Source organism: Pseudomonas arsenicoxydans (assembly GCF_900103875.1).
Classification (GTDB): Bacteria; Pseudomonadota; Gammaproteobacteria; order Pseudomonadales; family Pseudomonadaceae; genus Aquipseudomonas; species Aquipseudomonas arsenicoxydans.
Genome location: NZ_LT629705.1, coordinates 3999807 through 4020392, shown reverse-complemented (window position 1 = coordinate 4020392; position 20586 = coordinate 3999807). Strand labels below are relative to the sequence as shown.

General features: G+C 56.2%; 17 protein-coding genes. 2 read left to right on the top strand and 15 right to left on the bottom strand.

What is annotated here, in order from left to right; translation table 11 throughout:
- Window positions 1-31 precede the first annotated feature (31 nt).
- The 14 genes from BLQ41_RS18900 to BLQ41_RS18835 form a co-directional block, all read right to left on the bottom strand.
- Window positions 32-1933, bottom strand: coding sequence for an acyl-CoA synthetase (locus BLQ41_RS18900; RefSeq protein WP_090183212.1), 1902 nt, complete (start codon window positions 1931-1933; stop codon window positions 32-34).
- The gene (locus BLQ41_RS18895) at window positions 1933-2889 is read right to left on the bottom strand and encodes a fumarylacetoacetate hydrolase family protein (protein ID WP_090183210.1); all 957 of its coding nucleotides are present in this window, start codon (window positions 2887-2889) and stop codon (window positions 1933-1935) included. The genes BLQ41_RS18900 and BLQ41_RS18895 overlap by 1 nt, the downstream gene beginning before the upstream one ends.
- Before the next feature lie 91 nt (window positions 2890-2980).
- On the bottom strand, window positions 2981-4072 hold the full coding sequence (locus BLQ41_RS18890; RefSeq protein WP_090183208.1) for a VOC family protein: 1092 nt from the start codon (window positions 4070-4072) through the stop codon (window positions 2981-2983).
- Between the two features lie 85 nt (window positions 4073-4157).
- Complete coding sequence (locus BLQ41_RS18885; protein ID WP_090183206.1) at window positions 4158-4772, bottom strand: TetR/AcrR family transcriptional regulator; 615 nt, start codon at window positions 4770-4772, stop codon at window positions 4158-4160.
- A 343-nt stretch (window positions 4773-5115) separates the two neighbouring features.
- Complete coding sequence (locus tag BLQ41_RS18880; RefSeq protein ID WP_090183205.1) at window positions 5116-5763, bottom strand: TetR/AcrR family transcriptional regulator; 648 nt, start codon at window positions 5761-5763, stop codon at window positions 5116-5118.
- A gap of 2 nt (window positions 5764-5765) precedes the next feature.
- Window positions 5766-7424: a bifunctional 3-(3-hydroxy-phenyl)propionate/3-hydroxycinnamic acid hydroxylase MhpA gene (gene mhpA / locus BLQ41_RS18875; RefSeq protein ID WP_090183203.1), complete on the bottom strand. Its 1659-nt coding sequence runs from the start codon at window positions 7422-7424 to the stop codon at window positions 5766-5768.
- Window positions 7425-7729: 305 nt separating this feature from the next.
- Complete coding sequence (locus BLQ41_RS18870; protein WP_090183201.1) at window positions 7730-8665, bottom strand: Ppx/GppA family phosphatase; 936 nt, start codon at window positions 8663-8665, stop codon at window positions 7730-7732.
- Between the two features lie 181 nt (window positions 8666-8846).
- A complete protein-coding gene (locus BLQ41_RS18865) occupies window positions 8847-10265 on the bottom strand; it encodes an aldehyde dehydrogenase family protein (protein WP_090183200.1) in 1419 nt (472 codons plus the stop codon).
- 13 nt (window positions 10266-10278) lie between these two features.
- Window positions 10279-11319 carry a homoserine dehydrogenase gene (locus BLQ41_RS18860; protein WP_090183198.1) on the bottom strand — a complete coding sequence of 347 codons (1041 nt, stop codon included), beginning with the start codon at window positions 11317-11319 and terminating at the stop codon, window positions 10279-10281.
- A gap of 113 nt (window positions 11320-11432) precedes the next feature.
- Window positions 11433-11870 carry an Lrp/AsnC family transcriptional regulator gene (locus BLQ41_RS18855; RefSeq protein ID WP_090183197.1) on the bottom strand — a complete coding sequence of 146 codons (438 nt, stop codon included), beginning with the start codon at window positions 11868-11870 and terminating at the stop codon, window positions 11433-11435.
- Entirely contained in the window at window positions 11867-13255 is a 1389-nt protein-coding gene (gene thrC, locus BLQ41_RS18850) for a threonine synthase (protein ID WP_090183195.1), read from the bottom strand. The genes BLQ41_RS18855 and thrC overlap by 4 nt, the downstream gene beginning before the upstream one ends.
- Before the next feature lie 18 nt (window positions 13256-13273).
- Window positions 13274-14164, bottom strand: a complete 891-nt coding sequence (locus BLQ41_RS18845) for a LysR substrate-binding domain-containing protein (RefSeq protein WP_090183194.1) — start codon at window positions 14162-14164, stop codon at window positions 13274-13276.
- 50 nt (window positions 14165-14214) lie between these two features.
- Window positions 14215-15654, bottom strand: a complete 1440-nt coding sequence (locus BLQ41_RS18840) for an amino acid permease (RefSeq protein WP_090183192.1) — start codon at window positions 15652-15654, stop codon at window positions 14215-14217.
- Between the two features lie 140 nt (window positions 15655-15794).
- On the bottom strand, window positions 15795-17063 hold the full coding sequence (locus BLQ41_RS18835; RefSeq protein WP_090183191.1) for a cystathionine gamma-synthase family protein: 1269 nt from the start codon (window positions 17061-17063) through the stop codon (window positions 15795-15797).
- 456 nt (window positions 17064-17519) lie between these two features.
- Between BLQ41_RS18835 and BLQ41_RS18830 the strand changes: the two genes are divergently transcribed.
- A complete protein-coding gene (locus tag BLQ41_RS18830) occupies window positions 17520-19379 on the top strand; it encodes an ABC transporter ATP-binding protein (protein WP_090183189.1) in 1860 nt (619 codons plus the stop codon).
- 33 nt (window positions 19380-19412) lie between these two features.
- Here BLQ41_RS18830 and BLQ41_RS18825 read toward each other — a convergent pair whose 3' ends face one another.
- On the bottom strand, window positions 19413-19742 hold the full coding sequence (locus BLQ41_RS18825) for a DHCW motif cupin fold protein (protein WP_090183188.1): 330 nt from the start codon (window positions 19740-19742) through the stop codon (window positions 19413-19415).
- A gap of 397 nt (window positions 19743-20139) precedes the next feature.
- On the opposite strand from BLQ41_RS18825, the gene BLQ41_RS18820 reads away from it, so the two are divergent.
- Window positions 20140-20574 (top strand): DUF2721 domain-containing protein, encoded by a 435-nt coding sequence (locus BLQ41_RS18820; RefSeq protein ID WP_090183186.1) that lies wholly within the window; start codon window positions 20140-20142, stop codon window positions 20572-20574.
- Window positions 20575-20586: the final 12 nt, after the last annotated feature.

The window sequence follows — 20586 nt, the reverse complement described above, 5'->3', positions numbered from 1 at the left end:
CTGCTGGACTTACAGATTGCGAATCAGGAACTCAATTAATCCACTCGACTTGAAAGCTATAACGGCCCAACAACGGAGCCAGGACTTGCTGGTCAGTACCGGCCTTGACGCAGGCAACCTGCCCACGACGATTGTCCTGAACGACTTCAACGGCAATATCCAAAAGCCCCAGACGCCCCACTTCCTGCTGGATTACTTTGGCAATTTCCCTCTGCTGCAAAGCGGGCTTGAATATCTTGCCCACCGCCGTCAGCGGCAATGCCTCGAGGATTTCAATGCGCTTTGGAACGGCTGCCCGCTCGCTGATGTTCTGATGAGCGAACGCTTCAAGTTCTTCAACATCGCAAGTTTGCCCAGGGCGTAGTTGGACGTAGGCAACGGGCACCTCGCCCAAGTAAGCATCGGGGCTGCCAATTGCAGCGGCCAAGGCGACAGCAGGATGCGCCTGAAGCGCCTCCTCGATTTGCTTTGGATCGATGTTGTGACCACCGCGAATGATCAACTCCTTCTTGCGCCCGGTCAGCCAGAAATAACCCTGCGCATCCTGGCGCCCCAAGTCGCCCGTATTCAGCCAGCGCTGACCGTCGATATCGATCCAGAGGCCCTGGTTATGACGCTCCTCCAGATAACCCTCGAAGAGGTTCGGCCCACTGATCGTGATGAGGCCGATCTCATCCAGGTTGGCGTCGCGCAGATACGCTCCAGAATCATTGAGCACGACCGCGCGCATATTCTGGTAGGCGAGCCGAATCCCGATGGAGCCGATACGGCGCTCGCCATGGGGTGGATTGATTGACGAGACGCAGGCGCCCTCGGTCAGGCCGTAACCTTCAAGGATCTTCACTCCGGTGCGGCGCTCGAATTCCCGGAAAAGCTCAGCCGGCATGGGGGCGGCGCCACAGATTGCATAGCGAAGACTGGAGAGGTCGCGGCCCTGCCATTCATTTTGCAAAAGCGCGGCATAGACAGTTGGCACGCCGGAAAAGAGGTTGATACCGAAGTGCTCGACCATCTCCCAGAATCGAGGAATCACGCCCTCGCCACGATACCCCTGAGGCGTCCCGAGGATCACATGGTCGCCTTGAGTCCAAGGCATCAGTCCAGTCACCAGTTGGCCATTGACATGAAACAGCGGTAGGCCACAGAACAGAACCTGGACATTACTGCGGGGCTGCATGTGAGCGTCGATGGCCCAGGCGTCGAATACTTCAGAGCCATGGGTACGCGCGGCAATTTTGGGGAGCCCGGTGGTGCCGCCCGTACAGATGTAGGAGGAGCACTCATCCTCGCGGATTTGCCGACCGCTCTTGAGGTGCGTGTGGGGCTGGGTATTCATCAGCGATTGCCAATCGTGAATCGCGATACCGCTGTGCAAGTCGCGCTCTTTCAGGGCCATGGATTTCAGAGCCCCTCGCACCGGTTCGTCGACATAGGGTTCCATGCTGACCCAGACAACAGACCTGACCATAGGTAGCTGATCCAGTTGCGAAGCCAGCTTGGGCCACAGATCGCTGCCCGGAGTCGGCGCGAGCGTCACCACCACTGACACCTTTGCCGCATTCAGCAAGCCCGCCATCTGCTTGGCCTCAAGCAGAGGATTGATCGCCATGACGATCCCCGCCGCCTCCCCGCCCCATAGAGTGAAGTGGGTTTCCGGCAGGTTGGGCAGGATGAAGGCAATCACCTCCCCCGGTTTTATGCCCAGGTCATCGAAGGCATTCGCCGCGCGGGTAATATCCCCAAAGAGCTGGGAGTAGTTCCACTCGTGGGTGCGCTTGAAGTCGGCGGCATCGGCGAAGAAACTCAGCGCCGGTGCCCGGGGGGTGCGCTCGGCCGCCACACGCAGCGCTTCATAAGTGCTGCAAGCCAGCCCACGCTCCGACAAGGGCACTTGCTCAAGACTTTCGATGTCATTCAGGCTCCGAACAACCATTAAACTTCTCCCACAACCCGGTTGCGTTGCACGCCGAGGTCGACCACACCATCGGCGCTGCGAATACGCGCCTCGACCACGTCACCGGCCTTGAGGTACTGCGTCCGGCCCTCTTGTGCCTTGAGGAACAGCTTCCACTTGGTGGCTTCTGGCAAAAGGGCTGCAATGCGCATTTTGCCAGGCGAAGGAATCGTTAGGGCGCAGCCAGCAGGTGTCCCCGTGGCAATCAAGTCTCCAACAGCGAGATCTTGCAACGCGCTGAGTTCGGTCAGGGTTTCAGCGGGGCCGTAAACGAGATTGGCCGTGCTGTCGTTCTGTCGTACCTGGTCGTTGACGGTCAGGCGCAGCTGCAGCGCTTTCAGGTAATGCATGCTCTTGGCATCCAGAAGGCACAGGTACGGGCCGACCGGACCGAAAGTGCGGTAGCTCTTGCCCTTGTAGAACTGCATCTGGGGAATCTGAATGTCACGGGCCGAGTAGTCGTTGACAATGACGACGCCGGCAATGAATTCATGCAGGTTGGCGTCGGTGACAGCAATAGCGCCGTTGATCGAGCGCTTCATCACCAGGCCCAGTTCGATCTCGTAGTCAAGGAAGCGCACGTGGCGCGGTTTGATAAGGTCGCTGTCAGCCGCCACCAGGCAACTGGTCGCCTTGGTGAAGATCATGTTGAATTTCTTCGCATCAGGGTCCATGCCTGACTCGATCATGTGCTGACGGTAATTGGCACCCTGGCAGACAAACTGCTGGTTACGGGTCACCGGCGACAGCAGTTTTACGTCGCCCTCCTCCAACTCCGGACCTTTCAGTTGAGCAAGGTCGTCGAGACTGTTCTGGCTAATGAAGTCACCGGTAGTTTCAAAAACACCTGGGACAACTGTGATACGGCCCTGGCGAAGCACGCCCCAGTGGATACCGTTCTGAAATTCAAAGCGGACTACGTGTACAGCAGACATTGAAGGTACTCCTGGAGCGGCGTTTGTCCCGCGTTCAGTGGCGCGGGAACTGTTGTGTTGTTCTGGAACGGGGGCTGGCAACGGTGTAGCTCTACCCGAACATCCGCATGAGTGTTATCAGCTTGCGAATGGTCAGGTCGGGGCTGCGTCGCAGGTTGCGGATCAGCAGCAGAAAATTGGCCAGGTTCATTTTGGGTTTGGTAAAACTCCTGGGCATGCGCTGCCCCCACTGCGCCATTGCCTCGGGACTCACTGGATGAATGCCCGTAGGCCGAGTGGCCGTGAAAATATCCCCGTCGCAGTAATGCTCGTGCTTGTCGCCCCAAGGGTCTTGCCAGTAATCGAAGATCTGACTGCCAAGAATGTGCCGGCCGATGCCCCATGAGTGCGCCCAACCGCGCTCGCGCAGGACGCGCTGCCCCATACCCACGGCGTCTGTATCGACGACTTCATAGGCGCTATGGCTGTAGGTCGCCATGAACCCTTGCGCAATCGCGAGCGTATGGTGATCCGCGGGAATGTCACCGAGATCAAGGCGCATGAAAGTGACGATAGGCGTGCCGTCGGGGAGTACCTGCACATCGCTAGGAATAAACCCGAAATGCTGCGTGTACCAGGCACAGGTTGCTTGATAGTCGGCCACTTCAATGACGATGTGGCCCAGCTTGAGGACTTCAGGAGGAGTAATCGGCGGACGCTGCGTCGCGTTGATTCGCTGTTGTTCCTGCGCCAGATTCCAGTTCAGAGGAGCTCTATGTGCCAGCGCCTTGCCTGGCGTCTGGTCGCACACTGCTTCCACGATGAAACCGGAAGGATCCGTCAGTCTGACGTAATACCCTTTACCCGGATGCTCCGATTTCTCGACCGATGACGCACCCGGGATTCGAGTGAGCTTTTTAAGCTCTTCCAGGGACCGCACGGCAAGCCCGAACCCGATAAAACGGGCCTGTTCGGCCCATTCGACTCGATAACAATACGCAGCGGCGTCGGTGGCCCGCATATAGAGCGTCTCGGCGTCCTGCCGAGCGACCGTCAGGCCGAAGTCCGTCAGGAAACGCGCGGCCTCATTCAAGTCAGGCCGCTGGAAGATCAGGTGAGTCAAAACCTGGGCCTTTACCGTCGGCTGCGGATGCCGCGCGGGGTGTGGTGTCGCCAACCGGTGCAGTTCGTTTTTGTCGTTCATTGTTGTTGTTTTCCGGGTTTTTAGGGCAAAGCGGTCCCGTACCCCTGAAAACTCAGGGGTTTATTCAGTCAAATCAATTACGCGCTCAGTCGAGAGAGGGAAGTGCCGGCAACGCTTGGGTCGCCAACGCACGAGCCTCTTGTGGCGGCACACCCAATGCCCGCAATACCAGCTCGGCGGTATCAGAGCCCGATTCGCGCCATGTTCGGTGACCTTCCAGTACCAGGAAAATCGAGCCGAGCACGCTGCTCGATATCAGCGTCAGTACCGAGAGCAATTGCTCCTGCGCAAACGTATAGCGCCCACTGGCAAGCCCGCTCAGAAGATCCTTGGCTGCCTGGCTGCTGAACATTTCGCGCAACGCCGAATTGCTCATGGCGAATTTATGGATGAATGCGCCCCACTGGGAGTCTTCGTGCGCTCGGCGAATGAAGAATCGAATGCCATTGGCCAAGCGATGAGCGGGATCCGAGAGGGAATTGAAGCTCTTGTTGACGCGCTCATGCATCTCCCTCGCGAGATGGCTGGCGACCGCCTCGAACAGGTTTTCCATGCTGTCGATGTTGCTATAGACCGTTCCGCGCGCCACACCGGCCTCTTGGGCGAGGTCGAGGATGTTCACTTGCGAGGTGCCTCTCTCGGCAAACAGGCGAAAGGCAGCTTGATGGATGCGGCGCTGTGTTGGGTTCAGGGATTCCACGGTTCTTTCTCCAAGATTACCTCATGGACCAATTGAACACTCGTGTTCATTTTGCGTCAATACTATTTTTAAGCCTGCCGGATTGAACGTTCGTAAAAGCAGGCTTAGGCCCAATATTTCGGATGAAAGGATCGATCTAGCCTGTTAAAAAACAGCAAAGCGCGCCGACGAAACTGAACACACATGTTCAGTTTCGGTGGCTGAATTTCTAATGACTGAGGGAGAGAACAGGGGAAATGGACAAAACCCGGGGCATTGCCACTCATGGCATTGATCGGCAATCAACCGAAGGCTCGTCGCCAAGCGAAGTGATCAAACCAGGTAGAGCACCGACGAAATCGGATCAGGCCGGCAGCGGCTTGCCGGCGATTTTCCTGGCTTTGGCAGAAGTGACGCCCAAGGCCTGGAGAACCATTTCGGCGACCCGCAGATCATGCTCCTCCACTGCACGCCCCTCGACAACCGAGCGCATGGCTCCGGTTGTGCACGACAGGACGATGTCCAGGGCGACCCCTTCGTCTACGTAAGCAAACGTGCCCGCAAGCAGTCCTTCACGCAGATCGCCCAGTACATGGTCAGCCAGACGCGAGCGCATGGCCTTGTCGAAATGGATAATACGCAGCAGCGCATTCGCCCATTGGTGGTCGGCTGCCGCCCGGCACACAAACATGCGCACGCCGATCGAAAGCCGCTGGGCACCACAATGCACGTCCCTGCTCTTGGCGGAAATGGCGTCGGAGAACTCGGCAGCCATGGCGATGCCCACCGCCTCCAGCACCTCGTCGCGAGTTCGAAAATAGTTATAGATGGTGCCGTTGGATACCGCGGCTTCCGCGGCGACCTCGAGCAGTGCGATCTCCCCCACTTCCTTGCGTGCGATAAGACGCAATGCGGCGTCCACCAGGCCGCGACGGGTGCGCTCACGTTTCTTGTGACCTCTCGTGAGAGGTTCTGGCGCATCAGCTTCTGAAGGAAGAGTGGGGGAATGCATGATCAAGCTCGTAATCTAATGGGCTCGTTGATGGTAATGGAAACGCCGTCAGGCGTGGCGTCTTTGCTGGCCAGCAGCCCCCTGCAGTCTCGAAGAAGGCTGCCTGCGTCTGCGCCAGGGGCGTGGTGCATGATGATACGGTCGGGGCGAACCGCGACGAGCGTTCCCTTGGCAGCCAGCGGCAGGATCTCATGGTTCATGTCTTCGATGAAGTCACAGCTGCCACCGGAGCGTTGGCCGCGTGCTCTGACCTCTAGAAAGTGGCCTCCCAATTTTTCCCAGGAAACGATCTGATCAGGGGTTAGCAGTGACAACGGATCAACACCGAATCCAACCAGGGTCAGGTTATCTCCCAGAGTATCGTCGCTCAGCTTGATCTGCTTTTGCATGTTGCGAGTCCAGGCCTGGGGAAACAAGCTGCCACGTACCAGTTTGTCGCCCCGGCGATGGTGCACGAACAGGCCATGTTTGAAGGTGTTCTTCGGCTTGATGTCCAACTGTTCAAAGTACCTTCTGGTCGTGGGCGTCAACGCCAGCGTGCGCATCAGACCGTGGACGAAAAAAGCGGCGATCTTGTTCTTGGGCATCACCAGACGGCCCATGAGTTTCGCCAGATGGATCATTGCCCGGGCATGGGGGCGGCGCTCTTCGTCATAGGTATCGAGTATTGCAGGCGCGGCATGGCCGCGAAGGACCCAAGCCAGTTTCCAGGCAAGGTTGGCGCCATCTCGAAGTCCCGCAACGAGGCCCTGCCCGACAAAAGGAGGCGTGATATGCGCTGCATCGCCGGCGAGAAAGACGCGCCCCTTGCTGAATCTGTTGCAGCAGCGTGCGTGGAATCGATACACCGCCTTGCGCTCGATTTCCAGCTCTTGCGGGTTGATCCATGGCGCGATCAGTCGGGCGATGCTTTCTGGGCTTTCCAGCTCTTCCCGGGACTCGCCGGATTGCAGCATGAACTCCCAACGCTCCCTGCCGCCGGGGGCAGGCATGTGCGGTGTCGGGCGCCGCGGATCACAGACAAACTCGATGTGATCAATCGCTGACTTATGGCGGTTTTTCACATCGACAATCAACCAATCTTCCGCATAGGTCTCCCCTTCAAACTCCTGGCCAATCAACGCTCTGACCCTGGAGCTGGCGCCATCCGCTCCGATCAGGTACTGGGCGCGAACGGAATGCGACTGCCCATGTTCATCCCGTACAGAAGCAACAACGCCATCCGACATTTCGACCAGGCTCTCAAGCTCGAAGCCACCCAGGCTGGTGACGGTTTTAAGCCGGGCAACCTGGCTGCGCATCGCGTGTTCGAGGTCGGGTTGGTAGAACGTCACAAGTTTCGGATGGCCGTCGATGCACCCCTCGGTATTGGCTCGACCGAACTGCCCGAGTACCGGGGAGTGCATTTTCACTTCAGGGATAACGATCTTCTCGAAAGCGTCTTCCGACAAACCGGCCTGTTGCAGGATGCGCAGCGCCTCGTTGTCCAGAGCAATGGCACGCGGCATCAGGACGACGTCATGGACCTTGTCCAATACAAGGGTCGTGACGCCATAGCGGCCCAGAAGCGCAGCGATGGTCGCACCTACCGGACCATAACCGATCACCAGCACATCGACGGCGGCTGGAGGCAATTGGCAATCTTTCTTGTTGTTGTTCATCTCAAGCCCTTGCTGTGATTGAAGTCGTGAGACGCGAGGTCTCCTTGTCAGGCAAGGTGAAGGTATTCAATATTGAGAGATATTTCAATATTGATGTTTTCGTCATTATTTTTTGAGATCATGCTCAAACCGCGATGGGCCAAGGGGCGAGCCGAATTGCGCGGCGAGGACCGAGTTTGCGCGCGTGCCAGTTTCCGACCGGCGACGCTTGGGCGCCGCGACCACAATCTGGCAATCACGGTGCGTGCCGACATGAAGGATGGCGAATATTTGGCCTTGATCGAAGCAAGGTTGCTAAGGGCTGATCAGTGTTTACTCATCAGACCATGCAGAACGCCGAACCTCAGTCCCGGTTCGGAAGGCGTCATGTGGGAGACACCAAACACCTTGAATGCCGCCAGCATAAGCACCAGGCCTCCAGGCAAGATGCTCTGGCGATGAGTTTGCAAGCCCGCCAGGCCGAGCTGTTTGACATGCCCCACTTCAAGCAGGCGCAACGACAGGCGCAACAAGCCACTGTAGGTGATGCCGACTTCGTCATAGTCGTTCAACCCGTTGGCCTTGAGGACTTTGGCCAGCATCCGTGCGGTGCCTGAAGAGCCAATCACCTGCTGCCAACCCAGCGCGCGATAACGCTGCGCTACTTTTTCAAACTGAACAGTGGCTGCACGCTCAGCCTCCAGAAGCGCCTGAGCAGTGATACAACCTCCCTTAAAGTAGCGGGCGCCGAACGTGCCGCTGCCGATGGCAATACTCTCGGTCATCAGGGGCTGAGCGCCCTGCCCCAGAATCAATTCAGTGGAACCGCCGCCTATATCCACGACCAGTCGCCTGTTTTCGGTACCGGGCACCGTATGGGCAACACCGGCGTAAACCAGCCTTGCCTCTTCATGTCCAGAGATCACGTCAATCCGAAACCCAAGGTGGCGCTCGGCGCTGGCCAAAAACAGCTGGGCATTGTCGGCTTCGCGCACGGCACTGGTCGCCACTGCCCGCACTCGACCGGCCTCGAAGCCGCGTAACTTTTTGCCAAATCGCGCGAGCGCTTGCCATCCCCGATCCAAAGCCAACGCGTCCAGCGCTCCACCTTCAAACCCCTCCGCCAAACGGACAGGTTCACGCAAGGTTTTCACTTCCTGGATCACGAACCCCTGACGCCGTCTGACTGACTGGCCGATGATCATGCGAAACGCATTAGAACCAAGATCTATGGCTGCAAATAGAGAAGCGTCTCCTTTCATGGGGATTCCTTGCAGGCTAAGCGCTCTAGGCGGTTTGCGAGGATCTTGCCATGGGGTCGATGACGCCAAGATGACACCCGCGACCCTTTACGGACGAGCAGTGTCGAGAAAAAACATCCGGGTGTCACGGGACGAGCGACTTCACCCGATGTAAAGGTCGATGGTAATTATTTATGAAGGCTCAACCCATTTCGTTGATGCAGACCACTTTGGGTTGCGTCATGTCCTCATAGGCGAACCGAACACCTTCTCGCCCCAGACTTCCGTACTTGAAGCCACCGAAAGGCATGGCATCAAAACGATAATCGGAAGAGTCATTGATCATCACCCCACCGGCTTCAATTTGCCGCGCCAATTTCAAGGCCTTGGATAGATCACGTGTGAACAGTCCCGCATGCAGGCTGTACTCCGTCTCGTTGGCCAGTGCAACGGCATCTTCCAGATGATCAAAAGACTCCAGGATGACCACCGGCGCGAAGACTTCCTGCTGCCAAATCCGACTGTTATGGCTTACACGCTCCAGCACGGTCGGCGAATAGCTCCCCCCTTGACGATGGTGTCCGCATAGGAGAAGAGCACCCTCGGCCAGCGCTTCATTCACCAATTGTTCGGTGCGACGAGCCGCTTGCTCCGTAATCATCGGGCCAACATCCGTTGCTCGCTGATCAGGATCGCCAGTTACCAATGCACACGCTTGGCTGACAAAACGCTCACGAAAATCTTCGTAGATTGAACTATGTACGAGGATACGCTGCGTGCCGATGCAGTTCTGTCCTGCTGCCCAGAAGGCACCCGATACACAAGACTCTACGGTCGGTTCAAGGTCACAGTCTTCGAGCACGAGCACCGGCGCATTCCCGCCTAGATCCATGGCCAGCTTCTTCAAGCCTGCACTTCGAGCAATGGACTCTCCAGTGGCAAAACCACCCGTAAAGGAAATCATCCGTACTTCTCGCAGCTCGACCAATGCCTTACCCAGATCGACGCCCCCGGTGGCCGGAGTTACCACACACGGAGGCAGACCCGCTTCCACCAGGCACTCAACCAGCTTAAGAGCAGACAACGGTGCCAGCTCTGAAGGTTTCAGGATTACAGCATTGCCACCGGCGATGGCCGGGCCCAGTTTATGGGCGACCAAGTTCAGCGGATCGTTGTATGGGGTGATCGCGACAATAAGCCCCAATGGTTCGCGAGTGAACCAGCCTTGCCGCGATTCGGAGCCTTCATATGCCTCAAATGGAATCACTTCCCCAGCGTTACGACGAGCCTCTTCCGCCGAGAGCTTCAGCGTGTTCACACAACGCTTCACTTCCTTCTCTGCTTGTCGCAGCGTTTTTCCCGCCTCTGCAACAATGAGTTTGGCAAACTCTTCAGTCTTGAGCTCCACACGCCGGGCGGTTTCCTCAAGGATACGTGCACGAAGGTGACGAGGCATTGCCGCGCTCTCACGCACGCCAATTCGCGCACGCTCCAGCAGGCCAGGAACAGCGGTTGCATCGAGGCAAGGTACGCTTCCCACCAGGCGACCATCGAATGGGCTGAACACATCAATCTGTTTGGCATCAACAAGCTGGATACTGGCCATGCTGGATACGCTCATGACTACTCTCCTATTACTTGCCGTGGGTGGTATGGATGGCGACGATGTCTGACAGCAACGCAAAGGCAGTCTCGATACGTCCTGCTCCAGGGCCGGATACAGTGACGGCACCCAGCAGACCAGTGTTGAACGACACCGCGTTCGTGGCACCGGGAATTCCTGCAAGAGGATGCGAATTCGGCAGCAGTCGAGCCTCCACACTCGCTCGAACCGAGCCATCAACTTCGCGATTTGCAGATCCGATCAGCTTCCAACTTGCACCGTTGGCACTTGCTTGAGCGATGTCTTCTGGACTGATGCGGCTAATACCTGAACAAGCCACATCGCTGACGCTCAATCGCGCATCGAGCAGTTCGTTGGCGAGAATCACCACCTTGAGGCGGACGTCAAACCCCTCCACATCGGCAGTAGGGTCGGCCTCGGCATAGCCGAGCTGTTGAGCCTGAGCGACTGCGTCGTTGAAATCCAGGCCGTCCTTCATGCGGGTCAGCACGTAATTGGAAGTCCCGTTCAGGATGCCTTCAAAGCCTTTAACCCCTACACCTGCCAGAGCCTGTCTTGCCAGACGAATCACAGGTGTACCGCTCATAACCGAACCCTCGTACTCGAAGGCAACACTGTTACGACGGGCCAAATCCGTTAGCTCAGCGCCGTGCAGTGCAATCGGCCCCTTATTGGTGGTTACAACATGGATACCGCTTTCCAGTGCCCAGCGGCAAAACGTAGTAGCGGGCTCACCATCGACAGGGTTGGTGAAGGTGGCTTCAGCAATCATGTCAGCACCTGAATGCTTGATCACGGTTTCATTGAAGGCCTCAGCATTGCCGCCAGGCAGTTGAGCGAAAGCACCTTTTTCAACGGGCAGGGCAACCAACTGCTTTGCATCCAGACCGTCTTTAGCAATGATGGAGCCGAGGAACAGATCGGTAACACCGACAATTTTGATAGTGAAACCCAGGGACTCTTTCCACTCGGCATTACGATCGGCGACCAATTGGGCGAAGCCACGGTTCACGCCACCAAACCCTACCAAGGCAATTTTGTACTCAGTCATAAAGCTGTTCCTTTTATTGATGTTGTTCGACAGGAACATCCTAAGAGCCGAGCTTTGGCAGTTGAATATGGCAGTCTGCTGTATTAGTTGGGCATTTTGCCCAAGCACGATTTTTAAAACACTGCTGAAAGGACGAACGATGTCAGGGTGTTTTCCACCCCCGGCATGGCCGCGATTTCCTTCCACACGAGATGGACACGTTCCGGTGTAGCTGCATTCACGCGCAGCATTAAATCGAACTCACCACTGAGTACTTCACACTGCACGACTTCGGGAATGGAGCGCAGCGCAGCCAGTACTTCTTCGCCACGCATGCGGTCGTAGCGGTAGACAAAAATCACCGCGCTGATAAGCGACGTAGGCCGCCGCGACTCACCAAGAATTACCGTATAACCCGTGATCGCACCGTCGCGCTCAAGACGCTCGATGCGCTGGCGCACAGCATTACGCGACAAGTTGATCTTGGCACCCAGTTCGATATGGGCTATTCGCGCATTAGCGGTAAGTTCGGCCAGTATGCGTTCGTCCAACGGATCCAGAATGCGCTTCATGAAAGCCTCTGCTGCGCCACACGAAGAGCCTGGCACAGCCCCTCAAGATCGTCCTTGGCCAAGTAAGGTGGTTGCGCGCGCACCTCGACAGTGCTCGGAACGCTTGCCTGCCAGACGCCCAGCTCTGCCAAAAGCGCCGCCGATTTGGCCGGCGCAATTTGCCCGAAGGTGACCATTGGCGCCCCCAGGCTGCGTCGATGAAGCCGGCCAGCCAGTACACCGACAGCGGTGTGAGGATCGATGACCGAGCCTGTCTCTCGGAATAACTCGACCACCTCATCGCGCACTTGGGATTCGTCTACCGCATAGGAATCGAAGAGTACTCGGGCATGCAGCCATTGCTGATTGCCGATGCTCATTTCTCCGCAACTTTCAAAATGCTCCATCAGAGCTTTTGTTGAGCAGCCATCGTGCTCGTAAATCTCCCAAATAAACCGCTCCAGGTTGGAAAACAACGAGAAGTCCATCGCCGGCGATACTGTTCGATTAGTCATTCGGGTGGAGTAGCGATTGCAATGAAAAAACTGGTGCAGGGCATCATTGCTGTTGGTGGAGATGATCACCTGATTGATGGGCAATCCCATTTTCTGCGCAATGTAGCCGGCGTAGATCTCGGCCGAGCTGGCAGCTGGAATGCTAAAGCCAACGGGGCGCGAGCCACCTCCCAGTTGTAACGCCGCGTGGAAGTAAAAAACTATCTGGGCTAGGACGCCAATCCAGTTGGTCGAGTTGAAACAGATCGGAATCACTCCGTCCAACGGCCACTCACGCAAGAGTCGGGAGACCAGCGTCTGGCAATCATCGAAATTACCGTCAACCGGAAACAGCTGAACCCGCTGAGAGTCGGCTGCCTGCAAGGCACTGAGTTGCTCAGGCGCAAGCCCGTCGCGCGGATAAAGTATCGCCATGCGGACGGCCTGTCCGTTAGCAAAGGCTTCAAGCGCAGCGAGGCCGGTATCACCATTAGTTGCACCGACCACCAACGCTTCTTTACCAACCTCCCCCAGAAAATGCTCGACCAGGCGCGACTGCAACTGCGCGGCGAAATCCTTAGAAGAATGAGTCGGCCCATGAAACAGCTGGAGTATCCACTCGTTATGCCCGATCTGCTCAAGCGGCGTAATAGCGCGGTGCTTGAATTGTTGATAACTGTCGCTGAGCAAGGCACGGAGGGTGCTTTCGTCCATGGACGAGCCAACAAAGGGCGAGATTACCCGCCATACCAGCTCATCAAACGGCAGCCATGACCAGCTGGTGATTTGTTGCTCAGTGAATACCGGCAAACGGGTTGGGACATACAGGCCACCATTTTCGGCGAGCCCCGACAAAACCACACTGCGAAAATCCGCCCGCACGTCACCGCCGCGTGTGCTTACGTAATGCATGATGACTCCAAATCAGAATTACAAAAGGCGGTGAGCTTGAGCCACCAACCAAGTAGAAAAAGTCGCTGCATCAGTCGAAAGCTCTTCGGCTTGCTCACGCACTAGATAAAAAGACTCGCTGGCTTCGATTCGGTGACTGAATGGAGCAATCAGGTGCCCACTCTTGAGTAAATTTTCCACTACTGAAGACCGTGCCAAGGCAACGCCCTGACCTAGTTCTGCCATGCGGATTGTGGAAATCAGTGTGTCGAACTGAAGACCACGGGAATAATCGACTTCGTCTGCTCCAACCCGCTTCAACCAGTAACCCCAACCTTCCTCATACCCCAACACATGAAGCAGAGAATGGTTCATCAAATCGCGAGGCTCACGTATCGGTGAGCTGGCCATAAGCTCTGGCGAGCAAACGGGTTGGAGGATGTCCCACGTTAATCGCTGAGAGTGCAATCCCGACCACTCCCCGCATCCCCAACGAATCTCCAGGTCATCCTCTCCGTCCGGCTCCTTCACCCAAATGTTGCTGATATATCGGATGTCGATTTGGGGATACTCTCGACAAAAATCTGCAAGCCGAGGGGCCAACCAATAGTGAAGGAAGGAAAGGCTGCCACGCACTTTCACATGCCTTCGATTACGCTGACCGAAGATCTCGTTGGTACCCACCGCCAGACGACTGATTGCGTCCTGTACAACTGGCAAGTACGACTGCCCTTCCTCAGTCAAGCCAAGCCCTCGGGGTAGGCGCTTGAATAGCGCCACCCCGAGGTGGCCTTCTAACTGACGGATCTGCTGACTTACTGCACCTTGAGTCAGGTGCAGTTCCTCTGCTGCATGGGTGAAATTCAAATACCGCGCCGACACTTCGAATGCCCTCAGCCAATTCAAGGGCGGTAGTGATTTTTGACTCATCGGCGCAACCTCATCGGGACTTATCTGTGCTCAATCATCGCCTGAGCTAATCATGCAGCACCAGCGGAATGATGTGCAGCCGCCGCTAATGCCAACCGCTCTTCCCGCTTCTTGCGAGTGATCCAATAAACGAAGTAACACCACGCGATAAATGGAAGACCGAAGTAAAGCGCCACTCGCTGCTCAGGATCAAAAGCGATGCCGACACAGGCGAGCAAGCAACACAACAGAGCACCAATTGGAACCCACGGGTAGCCACGCACCCGGAAATGCAGATCTTCAACTCGCCCGCCATTGGCGACGTATTGGCGTCGGAAGGCGATTTGGCTCGCGGCGATGCTCATCCACACGACCACCACTGCAAGACCAGAAATCGACACCAGGGCCAAATAAACCGTATCAGGGGCAAGCACACTGCTCAGCAGAGACGCCGCGGCACCCGCCATACTTAAAACGATTGCGTTAACCGGTGTACCCCGGCGCGATAGCCTGGCGTAACGCTTAGGCATATGACCTTGATCACTCAGCGTCCAAAGCATGCGCGAGGCCGCATACAACCCTGAGTTAGCCGCAGAAATCAGCGCGGTAAGAATGACGAAGTTCATGATGTCAGCTGAGTACGGGATACCAATCAGCTCGAACACCATGACGAAGGGACTTTCGATGACGCCTGCCTGCTCACGGGGCAGCAAGGTCGCAAGGACAAAAATCGTACCCACGAAGAACAGCGCCAAACGTACTACCGTCGTGCGGATCGCCTTGGGGACGCTTGTCTGAGGATCCTGCGCTTCACCTGCCGCAATCCCGATAAGTTCAGTCCCGGAAAATGCGAAGGAGACAGCCAGAAGTGTCATCGCAATGGGTAAAAGACCTGTAGGGAATAGCCCTTCGCGGGTAAAGTTGGAGAGTCCAGCGCCCTGCAAATGCTGTACTTGGAAGAGACCGCAAATAGCCCCCCCGCCAATCACGATAAACGTGATAACAGTCAGAACTTTAATGAGCGAAAGCCAGAACTCAGTCTCCGCAAAAAGACGAACAGATACTACGTTACTTAAAAAGACCGCAATGGCAAAAAACGCGCTCCAAATCCAGACCGGTGTATCAGGGAACCACCGAACCATCAGGATTCCAGCAGCCGTAAATTCAGATCCAATAGCGACTGCCCAAGTGAGCCAGTACAGCCAGGCCACCGTATAGCCCGTACCTGGGCCCAGGTATCGAGTTGCGTAGGTACTGAACGACCCGGTTTCTGGCATCTGTACCGCCAACTCACCGAGACAGACCATTACCAGATACACCATCACCGCACCGATGATGTAGGCGATAACCGCGCCGAGCGGCCCTGCTTGATTAACGGTGTAGCCGGAGGTCAGGAATAATCCCGTACCAATTACACCGCCCAACGCCAACATAACAATGTGGCGGGTTTGCATTTCTTTCTTGAAATTTAACCCTGGATCGGACTGATCATTTTTTGTTTGTATGGTCATAGCTATGCTCTCATGAAGTGCTCGGACAAAATTTCTCGTAACCGACTACTCGGCAGCACAATTAAATTGTCGCTAGTTGTTATTGTTTTCACTATTCATGAAGGACTATCCGATCGTTAAATCGGAAGTCTTACCCGAGTTCAGGTTCCCACCTCGGTGAAACGCTCGGTGTTTCCAGCGTGGAGGCTTGAATGACTTTGTTTACTGCGAACCAACTCAAATGCTTGTTTAAGATCAGCCAACAAGTCGGCCGTATCTTCAATACCTACAGAGACCCTGACCAAGCCCTCAGAAATCCCAAGTGCCTCGCGTTCCTTCAAGGTGTTTTCCACGTGGCTGGTTGTCCTTGCCGGCCCGTAGATGGTTTCAACCGCTCCTAAGTTACCCGCCCGATGGGCATACTTAAGCAGCGGTAGCAAACGAGTCACTGTGTCCATTCCCCCCACCAGCACGAAGCTGACGATTGCGCCAAATCCACGCATCTGCGAACGAGCAATGGTATGACCTCGATGTTGAGGCAGTCCCGGATAGTTCACTGACTCAACCAGCGGCTCGGTGCAGAGATACTCAGCCAGTGCTTGCGCGCTTACCTGTTGCTGGCGCAGACGCAAAGCCAAAGTCTTGATGCCCCGGATGATGAGATAAGCGGAGAACGGATCCAGCGAGGCCCCATTAATTTCGCGGTAATGGCGAACTTGAGACATAAGATGCTCATTGCCACAGACCACACCGCCAAGCACATCGCCATGACCCGACAGGAACTTGGTAGCACTGTGCACTACCACATCCACCCCGAGAGCAAGGGGATTCTGATTCAAGGGCGTTGCGAACGTGTTGTCTGCTATGACCAACGCCCCAACACGCTTCGCCGCCGCCACCAGGCGTCGTATATCCAGAACCTTCAGTGTCGGGTTCGTCGGGGTTTCGAGGTAAAGGACATTGCAGCCTTTGGCGATCTCATGCTCGATAGATTCAGTGTCGAGGGTATCGCAAAGCGCAACTTCGACTCCCATGCGCGGGAGAAACTCTTCAAAGATCTTGTTTGTACCACCGTAGCTGTCGCGGGTAGAAACCACACGCTGCCCATGGGACAGGAAGGTATGCAGCACACCACTGATTGCAGCCATCCCGGTACTGAAAGCGACAGCCGACTCCGCGCTTTCAAGCTCGCAAAGTTTGTCTTCCAAGACACAGACAGTCGGGTTGCTCATGCGGCTGTAAATGAAGCCAGGCTCTTTACCCAATGCCACGTCATACCATTCATCAATGTCATGGTAACCGTAGGCGGCACTGACTACGATGGGCGTTTGGGTAGCGTTGTAGGGATGCTGAACTTGCTCCCCTCCCCAAACCACTCGCGTCCCCAAACCAGCAGCCTGGCTCTGGTGAGGTTTTATCTTGTCGTCCATAAATTTATCTCGCATCGATGAAACACAGATGTGTTCCGATTGGGCTTGCGATGACTATATGGAAGGCTTGAGCGGGTGAAAAATCATGTTATCTGGGGCTAAGGGGCGCTTTTTTTAATGGATGATTGATGTTAACGAGCCATGGGCCTGCTATTGATTCGGCACTCCTTTGGGAATCGTCAGTTCAAGAAAATCTAACCCGTCCCTGACTTATGCAGCACAGCCTGAACCCGAACGAAAAGTAAGTGGAAGGCTGCCGAGCCCGGGTGAAAGTCGCAACCAGCGTGGTGGATGCTGGCACCTTCATCCCCAGGAGGTATTCGTTCTAACGGTGGCTGAGGCAGTATCTGCCCGGGAATCTACAACCCTCCACGGCGTCATACCCTTAACCTGCCAACCCTCAAAGCACTCATTAAGTGGCAGAATCCCCTCACATTGATTTTTTCGGAGGCCACAATGCTTCGCGTGTTTGAACAAAGGCTCGACCCATTTCCTCCCGACGAAGCACCACCACCGCCTGTCGGCCTGATGCGGTTTCTGTGGGCCTGCACGCGAGGAGCACGGGGCTATATTCTTGCGCTTGCTCTGCTGAGTGCCAGTGTGTCGATTTACGAAGCCTGGTTGTTTTCCTTTCTTGGGCAGGTCGTGGATCTGCTCTCGACATGGCAAGCCGGTAGTGATGCAAACGGGCAAGAAAGTCGAGTGCTGTGGGGTATCGGGATAGTGTTGCTCACCAGCGTTGGGCTGGTGGCGCTTCGCACCATGGTTCAGCACCAGGTATTGGCGATTAATCTGCCGCTGCGGCTGCGCTGGGACTTCCACCGTTTAATGCTGCGGCAAAGCCTTTCATTCTTCTCCGATGAGTTCTCCGGCCGGGTAACGACCAAGGTGATGCAGACGGCATTGGCCGTGCGCGAAGTGCTGTTCACGCTCATCGAAATCGCACCCGGCATCGGCGTTTATTTCATTGCGATCATCGCACTGGCCGGCGGCTTCGCCCTGAAACTCATGCTGCCTTTTATTGCGTGGGTCACGTTGTTCGGTCTGGCCATGTTGTATTTTGTGCCACGCTTGGGGCACGTCGGCCAGGAACAGGCCAATGCGCGATCTTCGATGACGGGGCGCATTTCCGACGCCTATACCAACATCACCACCGTGAAGCTGTTCTCGCACTCCAAACGTGAAGCGCACTTCGCGCGCGCGGCGATGGAGGATTTCAAGGACACCGGTTTCCGCCAGATGCGCCTGGTCAGCCAGTTTGAGATCGTCAATCAGGCGCTGGTGGTCGGGCTGATCCTCGGCGCCGGTGGCTATGCGTTGTGGCTGTGGCACCAAGGTGAAGTCGGCACGGGGGCCGTGGCGGCGATTACTGCCATGGCGTTGCGCATCAATGGCATGTCGCACTGGATCATGTGGCAAATGACTTCACTGTTCGAAAACATCGGCACCGTGCAGGATGGCATGGCCACCCTGACCCGTGGCCCCAAGGTGCAGGATGCGCCGAACGCCGGTGTGCTGGTGCCCTCTGGCGGTGCGGTGACGTTTGACAATGTGAGCTTCAGCTACAACGGTGAACGCCACGTGCTCGATGGCTTGAACCTAAACATCCGCGCAGGCGAAAAGATCGGCCTGGTGGGCCGTTCCGGTGCGGGTAAATCGACGCTGATTAATCTGCTGCTGCGTTTCTATGACATCGACAGCGGTGAGATTCGCATCGACGGGCAAAACATCGCCCAGGTGACACAAGACAGTCTGCGCAGCGCTATCGGCATGGTCACTCAGGACACGTCCCTGCTGCACCGTTCGATTCGCGACAACATCGCCTACGGCCGCCCGGACGCAACCGAGGCGCAGATCCGCAGCGCGGCAGCCAATGCGCAAGCCGACGGTTTCATAAGCCAACTGAGCGACCGGCAAGGCCATAACGGCTATGACACCTTGGTGGGTGAGCGCGGTATCAAGCTCTCGGGCGGCCAGCGCCAACGCATAGCCATTGCCCGGGTGATGCTCAAGAACGCCCCGATCCTGTTACTCGACGAGGCGACTAGCGCCCTGGACTCGGAAGTCGAAGTCGCCATTCAGGAAAACCTCTATGAAATGATGGAGGGCAAGACCGTCATCGCCATCGCCCATCGGTTGTCGACGATTGCGGCCATGGATCGACTCATTGTCATGGATGAAGGACGCATCATCGAACAAGGCACCCACGCTGAATTGCTGGGAAGAAACGGCACCTACGCGCGGCTCTGGCAGCATCAAAGCGGTGGCTTTCTCGGTGAGGATGAGGGGTTGGCTGAGGCGATGGATCAGGCATGAGCGTGGGCGCGGTATGCAGGACCGCCCCCACGGCTAATCCACAATGAACAACTTCGCCCCGTGGGTGGTGAATGATCGATGTCCCTCCGCATCATTACCCACCTGATAGCTCATGCCAGGCGTCAGTGTGAACTGACGACCATCTTCCAGCTCCGTATGCAACTGACCCTCCAGGCACAACAGGATGTGTCCCCGCCAACACCAGTGATCGGCCAGATAGCCAGGGCTGTACTCGACCATCCGCACACGCGCTGAACCAAACTGGCAGGTACGCCAATAGGCTGTGCCTGTCTGACCGGCATGCGCCACCGGCTCTATCGTTGACCAATCGGTGGTACCGAACGGGATTGCAGTGAGCTCCATTGTTGCCTCATCGAAATACGATAAATGCAGACCGTATCAATCTGGCGATGGTGTCGATAGATACAGACGTGGCGCATTTATGGGATACAGGCGCTGCGCCAGCCCGGGAGTTTCATATCACCTGACCGTCGATCATGTTTATTTTCCTCAGTGTCACAGAATAAAACGCTTGTTCACCGTGGAAAGTCTCCTGAGCTGCTCTACGCTCTACGACAGGGCAGCCCGACCAACTTGCAGACTTGGCCCGATGTTGGTGCCCAGTTGTCAGCAAAAACTCAGCCCCCAAGACTGTACTGAGCCCCAACCGATAACAGGGTGCGCCATGCCTTTTGACCGCGAACTATGTCAAACGGAGAATTGCAAATCCTCGGCCTATTACTATTAGGGGGTCCCTAAATTGAACGAATTCATTCCTGACGCTGTGCGGTTGTCGCAGATCTTTTCGCAAGCAACAGCCCCGACGTTTTTCCTCGGTGCAATTGCTGCGTTCGTATCGTTAATGACTTCAAGGTTATCAGCCGTCATCGACCGTACACGGGCACTCAATGCGATCCCCGAAGACGACCAGATGCGTGCGCACCTCAGGGCTGATCTTGAGAGATTGAGACGGCGGGCTAACTTATTGAACGCTGGTATCCTTTCTTCTTTGCGCGGCGGACTTTGCGCCACCCTGCTGCTCGCTATCATCTTTTTGACTGAGTTCATGGGCTTCAAGTACGCCTATGGTGCCGGCCTTCTTTTTATCATCGCTACCTACTTCCTCGGTGTGGGTCTGTTTCGCTTCGCCCAGGAAGCTAAAATCAGTATAAGTGCGGCGGATGAACAACTTTGACCGATTCAAATT